Annotated in this window: 15 protein-coding genes; 8 read left to right on the top strand and 7 right to left on the bottom strand. The window is 70.7% G+C overall.

Annotated elements, in window-relative coordinates:
* Window positions 1-136: 136 nt before the first annotated feature.
* The 3 genes from E6J59_04835 (at window position 137) to E6J59_04825 (ending at window position 5,183) form a co-directional block, all read left to right on the top strand.
* Window positions 137-448 (top strand): TIGR03118 family protein, encoded by a 312-nt coding sequence (locus E6J59_04835; GenBank protein TMB21830.1) that lies wholly within the window; start codon window positions 137-139, stop codon window positions 446-448.
* A gap of 267 nt (window positions 449-715) precedes the next feature.
* A complete protein-coding gene (locus E6J59_04830) occupies window positions 716-2,209 on the top strand; it encodes a hypothetical protein (GenBank protein TMB21829.1) in 1,494 nt (497 codons plus the stop codon).
* 25 nt (window positions 2,210-2,234) lie between these two features.
* Complete coding sequence (locus tag E6J59_04825) at window positions 2,235-5,183, top strand: penicillin acylase family protein (GenBank protein TMB21828.1); 2,949 nt, start codon at window positions 2,235-2,237, stop codon at window positions 5,181-5,183.
* A gap of 24 nt (window positions 5,184-5,207) precedes the next feature.
* Here the strand turns inward: E6J59_04825 and E6J59_04820 are convergent, their stop codons facing one another.
* From E6J59_04820 to E6J59_04810, 3 genes are read right to left on the bottom strand one after another with little or no spacing between them, the layout of a single operon-like run.
* Window positions 5,208-7,277: an MmgE/PrpD family protein gene (locus tag E6J59_04820; GenBank protein TMB21827.1), complete on the bottom strand. Its 2,070-nt coding sequence runs from the start codon at window positions 7,275-7,277 to the stop codon at window positions 5,208-5,210.
* 13 nt (window positions 7,278-7,290) lie between these two features.
* A complete protein-coding gene (locus tag E6J59_04815; protein ID TMB21832.1) occupies window positions 7,291-8,883 on the bottom strand; it encodes a GMC family oxidoreductase in 1,593 nt (530 codons plus the stop codon).
* The gene (locus tag E6J59_04810) at window positions 8,880-9,434 is read right to left on the bottom strand and encodes a regulator (GenBank protein ID TMB21831.1); all 555 of its coding nucleotides are present in this window, start codon (window positions 9,432-9,434) and stop codon (window positions 8,880-8,882) included. Before E6J59_04810 ends, E6J59_04815 begins: the two co-directional genes overlap by 4 nt.
* Window positions 9,435-9,819: 385 nt before the next feature.
* Here E6J59_04810 and E6J59_04805 point away from each other — a divergent pair, with 385 nt between their 5' ends.
* Window positions 9,820-10,620, top strand: a complete 801-nt coding sequence (locus E6J59_04805) for a hypothetical protein (protein TMB21826.1) — start codon at window positions 9,820-9,822, stop codon at window positions 10,618-10,620.
* A 39-nt stretch (window positions 10,621-10,659) separates the two neighbouring features.
* Window positions 10,660-10,998, top strand: a complete 339-nt coding sequence (locus E6J59_04800) for a hypothetical protein (GenBank protein ID TMB21825.1) — start codon at window positions 10,660-10,662, stop codon at window positions 10,996-10,998.
* A 16-nt stretch (window positions 10,999-11,014) separates the two neighbouring features.
* Here E6J59_04800 and E6J59_04795 read toward each other — a convergent pair whose 3' ends face one another.
* Together E6J59_04795 and E6J59_04790 are read right to left on the bottom strand one after the other, a co-directional pair.
* Window positions 11,015-11,578, bottom strand: a complete 564-nt coding sequence (locus E6J59_04795; protein TMB21824.1) for a PDZ domain-containing protein — start codon at window positions 11,576-11,578, stop codon at window positions 11,015-11,017.
* 55 nt (window positions 11,579-11,633) lie between these two features.
* Window positions 11,634-12,722: an MBL fold metallo-hydrolase gene (locus tag E6J59_04790; GenBank protein TMB21823.1), complete on the bottom strand. Its 1,089-nt coding sequence runs from the start codon at window positions 12,720-12,722 to the stop codon at window positions 11,634-11,636.
* 62 nt (window positions 12,723-12,784) lie between these two features.
* Here E6J59_04790 and E6J59_04785 point away from each other — a divergent pair, with 62 nt between their 5' ends.
* Window positions 12,785-13,555: a glutathione S-transferase gene (locus E6J59_04785; protein ID TMB21822.1), complete on the top strand. Its 771-nt coding sequence runs from the start codon at window positions 12,785-12,787 to the stop codon at window positions 13,553-13,555.
* Between the two features lie 19 nt (window positions 13,556-13,574).
* Here E6J59_04785 and E6J59_04780 read toward each other — a convergent pair whose 3' ends face one another.
* Window positions 13,575-15,335 carry a long-chain fatty acid--CoA ligase gene (locus E6J59_04780; protein ID TMB21821.1) on the bottom strand — a complete coding sequence of 587 codons (1,761 nt, stop codon included), beginning with the start codon at window positions 15,333-15,335 and terminating at the stop codon, window positions 13,575-13,577.
* Window positions 15,336-15,418: 83 nt separating this feature from the next.
* Between E6J59_04780 and E6J59_04775 the strand changes: the two genes are divergently transcribed.
* Window positions 15,419-15,988, top strand: a complete 570-nt coding sequence (locus E6J59_04775) for a hypothetical protein (GenBank protein TMB21820.1) — start codon at window positions 15,419-15,421, stop codon at window positions 15,986-15,988.
* 28 nt (window positions 15,989-16,016) lie between these two features.
* Complete coding sequence (locus tag E6J59_04770) at window positions 16,017-16,322, top strand: hypothetical protein (protein TMB21819.1); 306 nt, start codon at window positions 16,017-16,019, stop codon at window positions 16,320-16,322.
* A 99-nt stretch (window positions 16,323-16,421) separates the two neighbouring features.
* Here the strand turns inward: E6J59_04770 and E6J59_04765 are convergent, their stop codons facing one another.
* Window positions 16,422-16,979, bottom strand: a complete 558-nt coding sequence (locus E6J59_04765; GenBank protein ID TMB21818.1) for a hypothetical protein — start codon at window positions 16,977-16,979, stop codon at window positions 16,422-16,424.
* Between the last annotated feature and the right edge of the window lie 109 nt (window positions 16,980-17,088).

The raw sequence follows: 17,088 nt of genomic DNA, 5'->3' as shown, positions 1-17,088 counted from the left end.
CCAGCCGCGCGTGGGGTGACCACAGGGGACGGACGGGTCGGGCGTCGGCGATGAGCCGGGCAACCAGGCGTTCGTGGCTCGGAGGCGTCGCCATTCGTCAGCTCCCCAGGAGCTGCCGCAGGGCCCGGTACGCCCGATGGGCGCGCACGCGGAGCGCCCCGCGTGGGGAATGGCGCTCGCCCCGAAGCGCTTCGGGCGATTCAGTCGGATGCTGCTCGTCGGGAACTTCGGGAGCGGCCACATCGCGGCCTTCGACCGCCGCGGCCACCTTCGCGGGCTCATCAAGGATTCCGCCGGGAACGCTATCACCATCGATGGGCTGTGGGAGATCCTGTTCGGCGGGGGTGGCTCTGCGGGCGATCCCCACAAGCTCTACTTCACTTCGGGACCGGACGACGAGAACCACGGGCTGTTTGGAAGCATCGAGGTCGCGCGCGGGCGACCCTAGCCGGCTGCGCCTACTGGGAGTTCAACTACACCACCAAACTGGGTCCACCCACTGTACGAGCTCCTGTTCACTCCATCAGTGCGCGCGTCGGAGGGAAAAGGACAGCGACGACCGGTGAGTCGGCCCGCGGTACGATCGCGTCTTCCGGCCCGCCCCGCTCCCGACATGTCGACCCGCTCGCTCCTATCAGTCATGGGGAAATCTCCGCGAACGCCGGGATCGACTGTCGGGTGACCAGCGTGCCAATCTGTCCGACAGGGGGTCGGCATGTGCACGCGTGCCATCGCTATGGTTGCGACCTGCCTGCTGGCGAGCCCGGCCAGCGCTCGCGTCTGGCTGGTCTGCAACGGCAGCTCGTACCGGTGCCCGCGGGGTGCCGCCTACAAGAGCATCTCGAGCGTGATCCTGCGCGCCGGCCCGGGAGACTGGGTGCTCGTCTGGCCCGGCGTCTACCACGAGAAGGGCAGCGACGACGCGGGCGTGCTCATCACCACGCCCGGCGTTCACCTGCGCGGCATGGACCGCAACCTCGTGCTCGTGGACGGCAGCAACGGCGCCGCCGCCGCACCCTGCCCCGCCGATCCGGCGCTGCAGGACCTCACGCCCCGCAACGGGATCGAGGTCTTCAGGGCGAGCGGCACGTCGATCGAGAACCTCACGGTCTGCAACTATCTCTCCAGCACGTCGGGCGAGGCCGGCAACGAGATCTGGTGGAACGGCGGCGACGGGAGCGGCACGATCGGGATGGGCAGCTACTCGGGCAGCTACCTGACCGCGACCTCCATGTTCTACGCGGGCCCGAGCGAGCCGATGGCCCAGTACGGCATCTTCGCGAGCAACGCCGGCGGGCCCGGGAGCATCACGAACTCGTACGCCAGCAACATGGGTGACTCCGCCTTCTACGTCGGCGCGTGTCCCGACTGCAACGCGGTGCTGAGCCACGTGCACGCGCAGAACAGCGCGCTCGCCTACTCGGGGACCAACAGCGGGGGCAACCTCCGCATCGAGGACTCCGAGTGGGACCTCAACAAGACCGGGATCGTGCCCAACTCTCTCAACAACGACGACGCACCGCCGCCGCAGAGCGGCCTCTGCCCGAGCGGGACGGGCTCCTGCACCTTCATCCAGCGCAACTACGTCCACGACAACAACAATCCCAACGTGCCGGCCTTCGGCATCGCGGGCGAGGCCCCGGTCGGCGCGGGGATCGAGATATCGGGCGGGATGTTCGACACGGTGGTGAACAACCGGGTCGAGAACCAGGGCGCGTGGGGCATCGTCGTGCACGACTTCCCGGACACCGAGACGCCGCCCCCCGTCTCGCACTGTGAGGGCGGCATCCAGCAGGGGCCGGTCTGCCTGTTCAACGCCAAGGGCAACCTGGTGCTGCAGAACCAGCTCGCCAACAACGGCTTCTTCGGCAACCCGACGAACGGCGACCTCGCCAACGAGTCCACCTCGGACCCCAAGAACTGCTTCGACGGCAACACCGATCCTGCCGGCCTGACCAGCGACCCGCCCAACATTCAGAGCTCGAGCGTCGACGGGCCTCCGTGCGACGCGCCGGGACCGGGGGACTCGGGCGCGCTCGCCGCCCAGCTCGCGTGCGCGGCCGGGATCGCCCCCTGTCCGCCGGGATCGAGCTACCCGCAGCCGACGCAGGTCCGGATGCTGCCCCTCGCCCGGCAGGCCCCGATGCCCGATCCGTGCCAGGGCCTGCCGCGGAACCCCTGGTGCCCCTACACCGGACCGCGCTCGTGAGCGCAGCCGTGAGCGGGAGAGACCGATGATCGATCGTAGGGAACGGACAGGGCTGGTCACCGTGCTGGCGGCCGGCCTTCTCGTCGTAAACACGCCGGCGGTCGGCGCCGGGTCCTGTGTGTCCGAGGCAGGGCCGGTCGGCGCGGCGTTCGAGGACTGCAGCGGGGGCCAGGTCTTCAACCTCGTTCCGCCGGGCCAGGCCGGGACGTACAACATGGCCGACTTCCTGAAAGCTCAGGCCGGCCAGGGCTTCCCCCCGCACACGAGGGACCAGGAGCCGCTGTACGCGGACCTGCTCGACGTCGCCCCCAACTTGAGGGACGCCGACATCAGCACCTTCTACAAGGATGCGAGCTTCCTCGCGGACCTGAGCCAGGCCGAGCGGGTGGAGACGTTCCCGCTCCATCCGGGGACGGTGATCATTCGCGACAAGCAGTTCGGTGTCCCCCACATCTTCGGCGTGACCCGAGCCGATACCGAGTTCGGCTCCGGCTTCGCCTCGGCCGAGGACCGCCTCTTCGAAATGGACGTCCTGCGCCACGTCGGGCGGGCCCAGGTGACCTCCTTCGTCGGGCCGTCGCCGGCGAACATCGCGATGGACTGCAGCGTCGCCGCGTCCGCCGGTTACAGCGAGAGCGAGCTGCAGCAGCAGGTCGACGATTTCGCCGCTCGGCATCCCGACCCCATCGTCATCGACGGGGTGCAGACGACCGAAGGGCAGCAGATCGCCGACGACGCCCAGGCCTTCGTCGACGGGGTCAACGAGTACATCGCCGAGGCGCAGGTGGACGCCACCAAGATGCCCGCCGAGTACGCGCTGCTGCAGATCCCGCTCCTGCCCTGGAAGGCGACCGACATCGTCGCCACGGCGACGCTCGTCCAGGCCATCTTTGCCATCGGCGGCGGCAACGAGGTGGCGAGCGCTCTCCTCTACCGGTCCCTCGTCGATCGCCACGGTCAGGCGAAGGGCGCGGCGATCTGGAGCGACCTGCGCTCGCAGAACGACCCCGAAGCCCGGACCAGCATCAACACGAGCTTCAACTACGAGCAGGTCCCACCGGCCTCGAGCCTCGACCCGAGGTCGCTGGCCATGCCCCTGGCGCCCCCGACCGACAACCACTGCAACCCCGCTCCGAGCGCGGCGCCCGGGCAGTTCAGTGCCGCCGGCGTGACCGTGGACCTGACGCCGCTGCTTGCCGCTCTGCAACAGGGGCTGCCGCACGGCAGCAACGAGCTCATCGTCGACGCCGCCCACAGCGCGGCCGGGCACCCCATCGCCGTCTTCGGTCCCCAGACCGGCTACTTCGTCCCGCAGCTGCTCCACGAGATCGACCTGCACGGCCCCGGTCTGCACGCGCGGGGAGTCTCCTTCTCGGGCACCGAGGTCTTCGTCGAGCTCGGGCGTGGTGTCGACTACGCCTGGAGCGCCACGTCGGCCGGCGCCGACATCATCGATCAGTGGATCGAGAAGCTCTGCAACCTCGACGGCTCGCCGCCGACTCTCAGCAGCACGGCCTACGTGTTCAACGGCCGTTGCACGCCGATGTACGAGCGCACCGACGTGCAGTTCGGCAAGCCTTCGCCCGGGACGCCCGAGCCTCCGGTGCTGCTCACCATCCAGATCGAGCGAACGGTCCACGGCCCCGTGATCGGCCGGACCACCGCCATCGATCCCGGCACTGGCCAGCCCGTCCCGGTGGCGGTCTCCTCGCAGCGCTCCACCTTCGGCGACGAGCTGGGGTCCGCGCCGGCCTTCCTCGAGTGGAACGACCCCGACGTCATCCACGGCGCCACCGACTTCCAGCGCGCCGCCGGCAAGGAGACGGGAACCTTCAACTGGACCTACGTCGATTCCCGGGACGTCGCCTACTACATGTCGGGCCAGCTTCCCATCCGCAACCCTCACGTCAACCCCAACTTCCCGACCTGGGGCACCGGCGAGTGGGAGTGGCAGGGCTTCGTCCCCATCGATCTCTCCGCCGCGGACGTCCACCCGCGGGCGAGCACCGTTCCCCCGAGCGGCGCGATCGTCAACGGTACGCTGGTGAGCGGCTTCTTCACCAACTGGAACAACAAGCCGGCGCCGGGATTCTCGGCGGCGGACAGCAACTTCGCCTACGGCCCCGTCTTTCGCGTGCAGTCTCTGAGCGACCGCGTCGGGGCCATCCTCGGCTCGCGGCTGGCCACCCCGGCCGACGTCGTCAACGCCATGGAAGACGCCGGCTCGGTCGATCTCGACGGCGCGCAGCTGGTGCCGCAGATGGCGGCGGTGCTGCGCGGAGCCGCGTTGACAGCCGCGCAGGCGCAGGTGTTGAGCATCCTGCAGAGCTGGGCGGCCGACCCCTTCTGGGGAGCCGGGGTGACCGGGGCGCACCGCCGCGACCGCAGCGGCAGCGGCAGCTACGAGCAGGGCAACGCCGTCGCCATCATGGACAAGCTCTACCCGCGCCTGGCCCATGCGGTCTTCGACCCGTGGCTCGCGCCACGCCCCAACAGCAGCGACGGCGACAGCTTCGGCCTGCTCGCCGGTCTCAACCCGCTGAACGACCCGCCCCGGGCGCAGGGATCGGCCTACGACGGTGGCTGGGAAGGCTACCTGCAACGGGCGCTGCGACAGACGCTGAACCCGCGCATCCCGAACGGCTACTCGCAGGTCTACTGCGGCGGCCGCAACGGCCGGGGGGGGAGCCTGGCTTCGTGCCGGGCGGCGCTGAAGAGCGCGCTCCAGTCCACCATCGACCAGCTCACCAGCCTCTACGGGAGCAGCGATCCCGCCCGCTGGACCTGCTCGCGCGCCAACGACACCGGCGGTGCGGACCCGGGATCGGGGCAGAACGACGCCGCCAGGTGCAACCCCGAGCTCGACGACATCCAGTACAGCGCCGTCGGTGGGGGGACCGTGCCCTCCATGCCCTGGGTCAACCGGCCCACCTTCCAGCAGGTGGTCCAGTACCCGGCGCAGAGAGCGCCCTGAAGTCCCACAGCAGATCGCTTCAGTTCAGAGGAGCCGCGTGAACCGGCGCACGTCGGCGAACTGCTCGAGGTGGTCGATCGCGTCGAGCACCAGCGCCATCTGCGCTCCGGGCAGCACCTCCGCGGCGGCGAGCCGGAACTTGTCGTCGGCGGTGAAGCCCGCATTGACGTTCTCGCGGATGCAGTCGACGAAGCTCTTGTAGTCCCGGCCGCCGACGCTGACGGTGACCTCCGCGCCGAAGACGCCCATCGTCAAGTCGGGAACCATCTGGACCTTGTCGTACAGCGCACGCAGGCCGGGGTCGCCGACCCGGTCGTCCCGGTACTGCCGCTGCGTGAGCTCGCCGTCGCGCATCGCCGCGGCGAGCGCGTACGGACCGTCGAAGAGGAGCGCGATGTAGGTGAAGTCCGGCTGGTTCGGATCGAGGACGCGGTCGAGGATCGCGCTCTTCCCCTCGCTGAACATGGTCGCGCTCGAGGCCATGACGAACGGGATGCGGGCGAAGATGCGCTCGACCACGGCGGGGAGCGCCGCCGGGTCGACGCCGGCGGCGAGGAGCTGGCGGCGGACGTTCAGCGTCGCGTGGACCGCCGGGAGCTGGAAGCCGTCGGTCGGGTAGCGCTTGTTGAAGTACTGCCGGGCGAAACGCCAGTCGGTGCCGAGATCCCGGATGGCCCGCTCGAGGCGCCGGGGGCTCGCGATGTCGGCCACGCGGTAGAAGTAGCCGAGCGGGCTCTCGAGGAGGTCGCGGCGGCCGGTGAGCCCCTGGGCCGCGAGCTGCGCGGCGAGGACGGCGGTGTAGGCCGGCGCCCCGGTGAGGAGCCCCTTCGCGTCGGCCGTCCACGCGGGGATCGACGTCACCTGGGGCTGCGTGCAGGCGATCCCGGAGGCGTCGCGGAGCCCGTCCGGACCGAGACCGAGGAGCTTCGCCGCCAGCAGCGGAAGCTCCAGCTGATGGATGGCGAGCGCGTTCCCCGTGTGCAGCACGTCGGTCAGGAACTCGCCCGCCCGGGCCACGATCTCGTTGCCGGCGACGATTGCCGTCAGCACCTGCATGCCGCTCGTGCCCGCCAGCTCGCCCACCGCCAGCACGACCGGGACGATCGACGCCCCCGAGTGGGCGAGGAACGTCCAGTCCTCCCACTCGAGGAGCTGCGCGAGGAAGCTGTTCGCCATCGCCGCCTGGCGCGCGGAGGTGCCGAAGCGATTGCGCCCGATCACGGTGGCCTCGGACCGATCCTGGAACGAGCGGACGGCGCTCGTGAGCTTCACGCCGGGCGTCATCGTCGAGCCCGCGTAGATCACGGCGAGGATGCTCTTCAGCTGGTCCTTCGCGGCTCGAACCTGCTCCGGCGGAAGCTGGTCGAAGCGGAGCCCCTGGACCCAGCTCGCGAGCGTCGCGGTCACGCCGGGGGCGCGGGTCGCCCCGAGCGCCAGCTCCTCGATCGTCCCCGTCGGGTCCTCCTCGAGGTCGTCCACGAGCTCGAAGGTCGACGGCTCACCCTCGCACTCGGGGAGCCCCTGCCGCGCGGCGAGGTCGCGCAGCAGGTTGGCGAGGAACGCGGGGTCGTTGTCCGCGCCGGCGGGGATGTGTGCGAAGATGTACATGACGATCAGGCAGAGCGCGGCGCGGTTCGCCTCGTCGCGCGACGGGAAGGCCCGGCCGGCGACCAGTGGCGCGAGGCCCGTGAAGTCGCCGAAGAGGACCCCGTTCCAGTCCCCCTCGTCGAGGATCAGGTTCGCGTGCGCCGAGGGGTTCGTCCCCGGCGCGAGCGTCGCGCCCGCCGCGCCGAGGAACATGTTGTAGGCCCGGGGCGTGCCCGCCACGTGACAGTTGAAGATCCGGTTCGAGAGGAAGCGGCCGAAGCGCGTGAGCACGATCGCCGGCCCGGCCGCCTGCCACTTGGCGACGAAGGCGGCGAGGCCGGCCTCGGGTGTGCGGAGAGACTCCGGGACCGGGAGCGAGGTCGTCTGCGAGCTCGCCTCCGCGACGAGCTTGCCGAAGGCCGCGAGCGAAGCGAGCGTGCCCGCGACGGCGCTCGTGCCCTTGAGGAACGCCCGCCGGCCGAACGCCGTACCATCGAGAGTGTTCATCGTCGTCCTCCAGTCACCACCACCGCGCCGATCCCGGCGCGACCGTGACGCCGTAGTCGCCCGCCCGCCGCAGGAGCAGGGCCGAGGCGCGCTCGGCAAGCGCCGCCACGGTGAGCGAGGGGTTCACGCAGAGCGAGGTCGGCACCGCGGAGGCGTCGGTCACGAAGATGCCGGGGTGGCCGCGCAGCTCGTTCCGGTCGTCGAGGGCCGAGGTGGCCGGGTCGTCGCCCATGCGGCACGACGAGAGCGGGTGGGCGCTGAGCGTGTTGCGGTCGCCCAGCCAGAGGAGGTGCCGTCCGAGGCCGTCCTGCTCGACGATGGCGCGGGTCGCGGCGTCCGAGAGGTCGAAGCCCCGCTGCGTCTCGGGCGAGACCTGGTAGGTGATCTGGCCGACCCCGGCCGCGACCGAGATGCGCACGAAGTTGCCCGTCGGCGGCGGCGGGCCGAAGACGCCCTCGTTGTTGTCCTCGGTCATGTGGAGCACCGAGAGCCAGGAGCGCCAGCGCGAGGTGAGCGTCCGCTTGTCGACGCCGAACCACACCGGCGGGCCGTCGATCCCGTCCTCGGGCACGATGTTCACGATGGGCGGGAAGTAGATCTGCTCGAGCGAGAACCGCTCGAACTCCGGGAGCGTCGCATCGAGGTAGTCGTAGGTGATCGTCGTGATCGGCCGGCCGACGAAGTAGGCGTCGTACGCAACGCCCGGGGCGCGCTCGAGGCCGAGGAGGTCGTGCACCTTCGTCTCGTCGAGGAGCGCCATCGACACCCGGTCGCCGTTGGGGGAGAAATGGCGCCCGACCGCCGCGGGCATCGGGCCGAGCAGGGGCGCCGAGCGCTGGAGGATGACCGGCGTGCCCATGGCGCCGGCGGCGAGGATCACGAGCTTCGCCTCGATCGTGCCGCCGCCGGTCGAGACGCGGTAGTCGTCCGGGTCGAGCTGCAGATAGTTGACGGCGTAGCGGTAGCCGGGGGTCGAGGCCGGCCCGATCGACTCGACCTCGTGCAGCGGGCGGATCTCCGCGCCGCACGCCTCCGCGGCGGGGATGTAGTTGAGGAGCATCGAGCGCTTGGCGCCGAAGCGGCAGCCGTTCAGCATGAAGTTGCAGTTGGTGCAGCGCCCGAGGTCCACCGCGACCGGCACCGGGTTGCAGGTGTGCCCGGCGCGACTGCAGGCCGCGGCCCACACGCCGCCCGCATAGGGGATCTGCTCCCAGGGCTGCTCGCTCACCGGGAGGATGCGCTCCACGCGCTCGTACCAGTGATCGAGCGTCCGTCGGCTGATCGTCGCCGGCCAGATGCGGCGCCCGAGCGTCCCGCTGCGCTCGAAGACGAAGCTCGGCGCGCGCAGCGAGGCCGCGAAGTACACGACGCTCGACCCGCCCACGCAGTTGCCCGCAGCCACTTCGACGCCGTCGTTGCGGATCAGGTCGACGATGCGCGTGTAGGTGCCGATCTGGAGGTCGTGGGTGAACTCCTCGGTGCCCAGGCGCGGGCCGCGCTCGAGCATGACGACACTGGCGCCGCCGGCGGCGAGGTAGTAGCCGGGGATGGACCCGCCGAAGCCGGTGCCGATCACCACTACGTCTCTCGTCTCGACCGCCATCAGGGAGGATTGCCGCCCCTCGTGGTCCGCGGGTCCGTACTGGCGAGCTGCCGCCCGTAGGAGAACTCGGGAAAGCGCCAGAGGTCGTCGGGGTCGGGTTGCGGGAACCCGATGGCCGCCAGGCCCGGATGCCCGCCGCGCACGGCGTCGGCGAGGTGGAGGTGCCCGGCCGTGTGGTAGGCGATGAAGGCCAGGCCCGCGAGCGCGAAGTAGGCGAGCTGGTCGGGATCGTTGCCGTCGAGGATCTGGACGAGGAGCGCCGTGCGCTGCGCGAAGTCGAGCGACACGAGCGGCGGAACGGTGGGGTCGAGCACGATGCCGTGCGCGGCCGCGAAGGCTGTCGCGCGTGCGTTGAGCCCCGCTGCCAGCGCGGGAAGGGCCGGACCCGCCCCGGCCGCGGGGAAGCCCATCATATCGAGCGCGCCCGCCTGTACCGCGCCGGGGCCGGATGCGGCGCCAGCGATGGCACGATCGGTGGGCGAGCGCTTCTCGCCCGGGATGAGGGTGTCGGCGAACGCCTCGAGCGTTGCCACGGTGGCCGGGTCGCTCGACACCTGGGCGAAGGCGGCGGGCGGCCGTACGGCCCACGGCGCCGCCCTCCAGGCGAGGGCGGCGGCGGCCGCGGCCTTCAAGAGCTGCCGGCGCGTCACCTCGAGCGCTTCTGGCCCGCGCCCGCTCACGAGCGGCCCTTGGCAGTGCACGAGGGGGTCTGCGCGCACGCGAGCGGGCACGGGACGATCGCCGCGGAGCTCGCTATTCTCTCCGTGGCGAGACGCCGAGGCTGCATTCACGTTCCTTATAGGTTGCCGGCGAGCCAGGCGCGTATCGCGAAAACCGCGATTTGGCGCGCGACTTTGTGGTACGGCGGTGCCACCCGCCACGTGATCGAGCGGGTTTCATCGACTGGCCGCGAGAGCGTTCGGTCAGCCTCCCCGGTCCATGCTTCCCAGCCGCGCGCGTCCGGTATATGGCTGCCCCCGGCACCAGGGAGGGACGCGCACGGACGCGGTCGACTACAAGGGCGCCCGGACGCCGGTCCGCGAAGACCTCCGGCAAGCGCACCGCTTCATCCTGAGCCACATCGGCTCCCCGGGCACCTGGTGGAGCGGACCGGAGCGAGTGGCGATCGCGGCGGAGGCGCGCGGGACAGCCCACTGCGCGCTCTGCCGCGAGCGCCGGCAGAGCCTCTCGCCCGGCGCCGTCCAAGGACGGCACGATGGCGCGCACGTCCTCCCCGAGAACGTCGTCGACGCGGTCCACCGCATTCGGAGCGACCCGGCGCGGCTCTCGCGGAGCTGGTTCGACGGGGTGATCTCCGGCGGGCTGGAGGTCACGAGGTACGTGGAGCTCGTGAGCGTGACGAGTCTCATGGCGGGCCTCGACTACTTCGCCCGCGCGCTCGGGGTCGAGCGGCTGCCGCTCCCGGCTCCGCTGCCGGGCGCGCCCTCGCGTCACCGTCCGGCGGGGGCGAAGGCGGGCGGGGCCTGGGTACCGATGATCGACCCCGGGGACGCCACCGGCCCCGAGGCGGACCTGTACGGCGGCAGCGACTTCGTGCCGAACATCGTGCGCGCGCTCAGCCTCGTCCCCGACGAGGTGCGCGTGCTTCGACGCTCGACCGACGCGCACTACGTGCCCCTGGCGCAGATTCCCGACCCGACCTTCCATCGGGCGCTCGGGCGGCCGCAGATGGAGCTCGTCGCCGCGCGCGTGTCGGCGCTGAACCAGTGCTTCTACTGAACGGCGGCGCACGCGACACTGCTCCGTGCGAGCGGTCAGATGACGGGTCAGGCGGTCGAGCTGGCGGCGGTGACCGAGGCGGTGGCGGGCGACGCCGGCGTCCCGCACGGGGCACGGCTCCTCGCCTTCACGGATGCCGTGATGGGGGACGCCGACACGCTGCTCGCCCGCGAGCGTGAGGCGCTCTGCGCGGCGCTCTCGCCGGACGCGTTCGTCGATGCCTGCGCGCTCATCGCCGCCTTCAACGTCGTCGACCGGATCGCGGACGCGACGGGGATTCCGCTCGATCCGATGCTCCATGCGGCGAGCGGGGACGTGCGGGCCGAGCTACGGCTGGCGAGGTTCGGGTCGGCGGCGAACACGCCGGGCGTGGGGTGAGCCGGCGACCGGGAGGCTAGTATCCCGTTCGGTCGGGACGCTCGTCGCTCTCCAGGCGGCGCAGCCGCTCGTCGAGATCCTTCAGCTGGCGCTCGACGCGCTCCCGGAAGCGGCGGAGCTCCCGCTCCACGTCCGGGGGCAACTCGAAGCCGGGGACCTGGAAGGACCAGCGGCCGAGGCGCATGCGCGAGCCGCGGGCCGGCGCGAGCGCCACCCGGGTACTCTCGACCTTGCCGTGGCGCACGTAGTCGACGGGGACCTTGTCGCCTGGCACGTGGTCGTCGACGGCATCGAGGACGTCTGCCGCGTCCCCCACCGGTTTCCCGGCGACGCGCGTCAACACATCCCCCGCCCGGAGACCTGCCTTGCGCGCGGGACCCTCGGGGTCGACCTCGAGGACGAGCGCGCCGCGGTCAGCCTCGACGCCGAGGGCCTCGCGAAGCTGCGCGGTCGTTTCGATGAGCCGCACCCCGAGCTGCACGGAGACGGGGTTGAACGCGAAGCCCGAGGCGCCCGACGCGGCCGCTGCGAACCCGGCGCCGAGCAGGACCGCCGCAAGAGCGAGAGGCGACCGGCCCATCCGCGCGTTCAGACGGGCGCCCGGGGCTGGCGATTCACGCGCGCTGGCGTCCCGCTCACCATCGCCGCGTCTCTCCGACGGCGAGCACCCACGCCCGGTCGGGGCCGAGGTTCGCGGCCTCCGCCGCGGCGCGGAACCGGCGCGGCGGCTCGTCCGGCGGCTCGTCGGTCAGGTCGAACGTCCCCCAGTGCATGGCGACCGTGTGCCGCGCCTCGAGGTCGAGCGCGGCGCGCACCGCCTCATCGGGATCGAGGTGCACGAAGCGCATGATCTCGGCCGGCTCGTAGGCGCCGATCGGGAGCGCCGCGACGTCGATCCGCCCGAACCGCTCGCGCAGGGCACGGAAGCCGTCGAAGTAGCCGCTGTCGCCGGCGTGGTAGAAGCGGCGCGTGGGCCCCTCGATGACCCATCCCGCCCACAGGCGCCGTCCGTGCCCGACGATGGAGCGTCCCGAGAAGTGCTGCGCGGGCACGCAGTGCACCCGGACGGCGCCCATCTGCACGCTCTCCCCCCAGTCGAGCTCGACCACCTCGCCGCCGACGTCGCGGACGAGGTCGCCCATCCGCAGGCCGGCGACGAAGCGCGTGCCCCGCCTGGCGAGCGCCTCGATGGACGCCAGGTCGGTGTGGTCGTAGTGGTCGTGCGACAGCGTCACGAAGTCGATCGGCGGCAGCTCGTCGAGCGGGACACCTGGCGGGACGAGCCGCTTCGGCCCGGCGAACGACACCGGGCTCGCGCGCTCGGAGAAGATCGGGTCGGTCATGAATGTCACACCGTCCATGCGGACGAGCAGCGTCGAGTGGCCGATCCACGTGAGGCTCGGGTTCTCGAGCATGGCGGCGCGATCGTAGGGCACCCGCGGCGCGGCGCCGTCCCGCCCGACGAGCGACGTCCATGCCTTGCGCGCGAAGAAGGGCAGGGTGATGTCGGGACCCGGCCATGGTCGGGAGCCGGCCGTGTTCGTGAAGACGTCGCCGTCGCGCGGGGCGCCGGCGTGGGCCGGGAGGCCGCTCCAGGCGATCAGGAGGGCGGCGAGGATCGCGACCGGGCGCACCGAATCAGCATTGTGCCGATCGGCGGGGGAGAGGCAATCGGGGCGTTGCCGGAGCGCGCCCGTGTTTCGGATCGCGGGACGTCGTGACATGGTACGGCGACCGGCGTGCGGATGAGCCGAGGTCGGGTGAGGCGACGATGAAGAAGTCCCCGATGCGAGTCGAGCTCTACTACTGGCCGACGATCCAGGGGCGCGGCGAGTTCGTGCGCCTCTTGCTCGAGGAGGCGGGCGCCGACTACGTCGACGTCGCGCGAGCGAAGGGGGGAGTGGCGGCGATGATGCGATTCCTCGAGGGCGAGGAGCCGGGCGCGCTGCCGTTCGCGCCGCCGTTCGTGAAGGGGGGTGATGCGGTCGTGTCGCAGACCGCCAACATCCTCGCCCATCTCGCACCAAAGTTCGGGCTCGTGCCCGACGCCGAGGCGCTCCGCGCCGAGGCGAGCCAGATCCAGCTCACGATCGCCGACTTCGTCGGCGAGATCCACGACACCCACCATCCGATCGCCGGGGGCCTGTACTACGAGGACCAGAAGAGGGAGGCGAAGCGGCGTGCGCAGGACTTCGTCCAGGAGCGGATGCCGAAATACCTCGGCTGGCTCGAGGACCTGCTCGCGCGCAACGAGAAGAGCGAGGGACGGTGGCTGGTCGGGCGCGATCTCACGTATGTCGACCTGTCCGCGTTCCAGGTGATCGAGGGGCTGCGCTACGCCTTCCCGAATGCGATGGCGCGGATCGAGCCGAAGATCCCCCGGTTGGTCGCGCTGCGCGATCGCGTCGCCCAGCGGCCGCGGATCGCCACGTACCTGACATCGGAGCGGCGGCTGCCGTTCAACCAGCAGGGCATCTTCCGGAGGTATCCCGAGCTGGATGCGCCGGCGCCGCGTCGGGTGGCGCGCGGCGCTCGCGGGCGAAAGGGGCGGCGGTAGGCGGCGCCCGGAGCACCCGCTAGTAGAGCGCCTCGAGCTGCTTCTGGTAGCGGGCGAGCACGCTGCGGCGTTTCACCTTGAGGGTCGGCGTCAGCATGCCGTTGTCGACCGTGAAGTCCTCGCTCACCAGCACGAACTTCTCCGGGCGCTCGTAGCTCTTGAACGACCCGCTGTGCTTCTTGATCTCATCGGCTATCAGTTCCCGGACCCGCTCGTTGTTGGTCACCTCGCCGGTACCCACCCCATTCTCCCGTACCCAGCGGCCGACCGCTTCCGCGTCCGGCACGATCAGCGCCACGTTGAAGGGCTTGTTGGCGCCGTGCAGCATCACGTTGGCGATGTAGGGTGAGAGCTTCAGCTCCTCCTCGAGCGGCGAGGGCACGACGTACTTGCCGGTCTCGAGCTTATACTGCTCCTTGATCCTTCCCGTGATGTAGAGGTAGCCGTCGGGCGCGAGATACCCCATGTCGCCCGAGCGAAATCCGCCGTCCGGCATGAGCACCGCCGCGTTCTCGTCAGGTCGGTTGTGGTAGCCCTGCATCACGTTCGGGCCATAGATGACGATCTCACCGTGCTGGTCGTCGCCGGTGACGACCCTGTCGATGACGATGCGCACGCCCGGAATCGGCTTGCCGACGCTGCCGATCTTGCGATGCCCGGGATAGTTGGCGGTCGCGATCGGGCTCGTCTCGGTGAGGCCGTAGCCCTCGTACACCTCGATGCCGAGCGCATCGATGAAATTCGCGACGTCGGGATTCAGCGCGGCGCTGCCGCTCACGGCGTACTTGAGGCGGCCACCGAAGCGGGCCCGGATGGACGAGAAGATGAGCCGGTCCGCAAGAAGCAGCACGAGCCGATCGGCGAGGCCGAGCGACTCGCCGCGGCGCTGGCGCGTCGCGGCGGCGATGCCACGGCGAAAGAGCGCCTGGATGACTGCGGGACGCTCGGCGATCTGCTCGTTCACGCCGGCGTAGATGCGATTGAAGATGCGCGGAACGGCGAAGAGGATCGTCGGCTTCACGAGCGCGAGATTCGCGATCAGGTTCGGGATCTCGTCGTTGATGGCGATGGAGCATCCCATGCTGAGCAGGCCGTGTAGCTCGCACGTCTGGCCGAAGGAGTGTGCCCACGGCAGGAACGAGAGCGAACGGTCGTCGGTCGTGAAGACGAAGACGTCGTGAATGGCGTTGATGTTGGAGCAGATGTTGCCGTGGGAGAGGATTACGCCTTTCGGTTTGCCGGTGGTCCCCGACGTGTAGATGAGGCCTGCGGTATCCGCCGGCGTCGGCCGCTCGGCGGGCACCGGCGTGCCGGCGCCCGCCGCGAGCAGCGTCTGGAAGCTGGCCGGATGGTCGGTCGGGAGGTCGATACCGATCACGCGGGTGAGCGCCGGCAAGTCCTTCTGCAGCGCGACCAGCTTCTCGTAGGTCGCTTTCTTGGCGCCGAGCACCACCTTGCACGCCGAGTCCTCGAGGATGAACGCCCATTCGTCGGCCTTCTGCGCCTCGTACATCGGAACGAAGGCCGCCGCGCGGCCGTAGGTCGCGTAGCAGGCGACCGCCCACTCGGTCCGGTTGTCCGAGACGATCGCCACCTTGTCGCCGCGCCCGACGCCGAGGTGCGCGAGTCCGGCGCGGCAGGCGTCCACCTGGCCCTTGAACTGGGCGTACGTCGTCCAGGTCCAGTCGCTGCCCGTCTTGGTCCCGAAGAGATCTCGGGCGGCATGCTTGGCGCAGCTCTTCTCCCCGAGGTCTACGAGGCTGTCGAAGTGTTCGGCCATTCGGCTTCTCCGCGGCGGGAGGATGGCCCTCCCGCCGAAAGAGCGGTAATACGCCTCCAAACCGCGGTCAACCGGAGCCAACCATGAGGACCTTCCTCGCAGGGCTGCTCGCAGTGCCTCTCCTTCTGGCCGGCACGAGGCCGGCGACGGCGCGCGAGATCGCGGGCGTCACGCTCCCCGAGACCACCAGCGCGGCCGGGAGGACGCTCATCCTGAACGGGGCAGGCCTCCGGACCCGCTTCTTCTTCAAGGTGTACGTCATCGGGCTCTATCTCGAGCGGCCGGCGCCCGACGCCGGCGCCGTGCTCGGAACCGACTCGGTACGGCGAGCCGAGCTCCACATGCTGCGCGCGCTCTCGGGACCGGAGATCGCATCCGCCATCGGCAGCGCGTTCGAGCGGAATGCAGGCGACGCGGCGGCCGGTCTGAAGGATCGACTGGAGCGCTTCGAGTCGATGTTCCCGGCGGTCGACGCTGGCGACACGCTCGTTCTCACCTACGTCCCGGGGCGAGGAACATCGGTGGTCGCCAAAGGGAAGGAAGTCGGCGTGGTCGAGGGTCGGGACTTCGCGGACGTGCTGTTCGCGGTGTGGATCGGCGCGAAGCCGGTCGATCCGGCGCTCAGGCAGGCCTTGCTCGCCGGCGGACGGTGAGCCGCTCGCAGACGGGAGGCCTTCACGCATGCGACACGCAACTGGGTGGGTGGGCTCGTGTCTCGTGCGGATCGTCCTCGCGGCCCAGCCGGCGTACGCTGCCGGCTTTGCGCTCTTCGAGCACAGCGGCCGCGGCCTCGGAAGCGCGTTCGCGGGGGAAGCGGCGGTCGCCGGGGACGCGAGCACGGTCTACTTCAATCCCGCCGGTCTCACGCTGCTCAGCGGAACCCAACCGTTGGGAGATGCGCGCCGAGCGTTCCTTGCGGTGGTTGCACTCCTGCACGGCGAACGCCCCAGGGGAGTCGAGCACTGGGAGACGAATCTGCTGCCTTGAAACCCGGCGCCCAGCGCTCGTGCTCCCGTCAGGGTACACTTCCCGCCGGCGGGACGGCGCGCGCGTCGAGGTGCTCGCGCCGTCCCGCCGCGCTTTCGCTCAGGGCGCCAGCAGCTGACCCTGCCGGCCGGTCCGGAACGCCTGCGTCTGCGTAGAGCAGCGGTTCCCCGTCTCGGCGGTCGCGGGGTCGCGGAAGCCGACCGTCACCTGGAGCGTCCCGCTCTGCGGCGTCGTGAACTCGACCCGCTTGCCGACCGCGCTGAAGCGCACGCTGCCGTCGGGTCGCACCTGCACCCTGATGTCGCTGATGCCCTTGGCGCTCGCGACGCGGTGCTGCCGGTCCCAGAACTTGAAGGCGCCGTGCATCTTCATGAACTTGTCCGCCGGCGCCTTGGCGCAGAACACGTCCGCCCCGCCCGCGGGCCGGATCTGGACGAACACGTCCTGCTTGAGCGGGTTCACGTCAGCGAGCCCCGCCTTCGCTAGCAGCGACTTGAGCTTGAGCCGCGTGGTCGCACCGCGCGGGCGGAGGAGTCCGCGTGTCACGGTCATCGTGAACGCCTGCGACTGCATGCAGCAGGCCGGATCCTCGAAATCGGTGAGGCCGTTGCCGTCGTCGTCGATGCAGTTGCCGCAGATATCGCGCGGGGGCGGCACGGGACCAGTACCGAGCGTGGTGGTGGTGGTCGAGGTCGCGCGGGGCGTGGTGGTGGTGGTCGATCCGGGCGTCGTGGTCGAGGTGGTGGTCGAGCCGCCGGCCATGGTG

Source organism: Deltaproteobacteria bacterium (assembly GCA_005879795.1).
Taxonomy (GTDB): domain Bacteria; phylum Desulfobacterota; class Binatia; order DP-6; family DP-6; genus DP-6.
The sequence above is the reverse complement of the archived record's forward strand: the minus strand, read 5'-3'. Positions and strand labels throughout refer to the sequence as shown.

Bases quoted from the DNA above. Each gene is read 5' to 3' on its own strand.
- E6J59_04800 (TMB21825.1), top strand. From the start codon at position 10,660: ATGACGGGTCAGGCGGTCGAGCTGGCGGCGGTGACCGAGGCGGTGGCG.
- E6J59_04835 (TMB21830.1), top strand. From the start codon at position 137: ATGGGCGCGCACGCGGAGCGCCCCGCGTGGGGAATGGCGCTCGCCCCG.
- E6J59_04825 (TMB21828.1), top strand. From the start codon at position 2,235: ATGATCGATCGTAGGGAACGGACAGGGCTGGTCACCGTGCTGGCGGCC.
- E6J59_04795 (TMB21824.1), bottom strand. From the start codon at position 11,578: ATGGGCCGGTCGCCTCTCGCTCTTGCGGCGGTCCTGCTCGGCGCCGGG.
- E6J59_04785 (TMB21822.1), top strand. From the start codon at position 12,785: ATGCGAGTCGAGCTCTACTACTGGCCGACGATCCAGGGGCGCGGCGAG.
- E6J59_04820 (TMB21827.1), bottom strand. From the start codon at position 7,277: ATGAACACTCTCGATGGTACGGCGTTCGGCCGGCGGGCGTTCCTCAAG.
- E6J59_04830 (TMB21829.1), top strand. From the start codon at position 716: ATGTGCACGCGTGCCATCGCTATGGTTGCGACCTGCCTGCTGGCGAGC.
- E6J59_04770 (TMB21819.1), top strand. From the start codon at position 16,017: ATGCGACACGCAACTGGGTGGGTGGGCTCGTGTCTCGTGCGGATCGTC.
- E6J59_04790 (TMB21823.1), bottom strand. From the start codon at position 12,722: ATGTCACGACGTCCCGCGATCCGAAACACGGGCGCGCTCCGGCAACGC.
- E6J59_04805 (TMB21826.1), top strand. From the start codon at position 9,820: ATGCTTCCCAGCCGCGCGCGTCCGGTATATGGCTGCCCCCGGCACCAG.
- E6J59_04775 (TMB21820.1), top strand. From the start codon at position 15,419: ATGAGGACCTTCCTCGCAGGGCTGCTCGCAGTGCCTCTCCTTCTGGCC.
- E6J59_04780 (TMB21821.1), bottom strand. From the start codon at position 15,335: ATGGCCGAACACTTCGACAGCCTCGTAGACCTCGGGGAGAAGAGCTGC.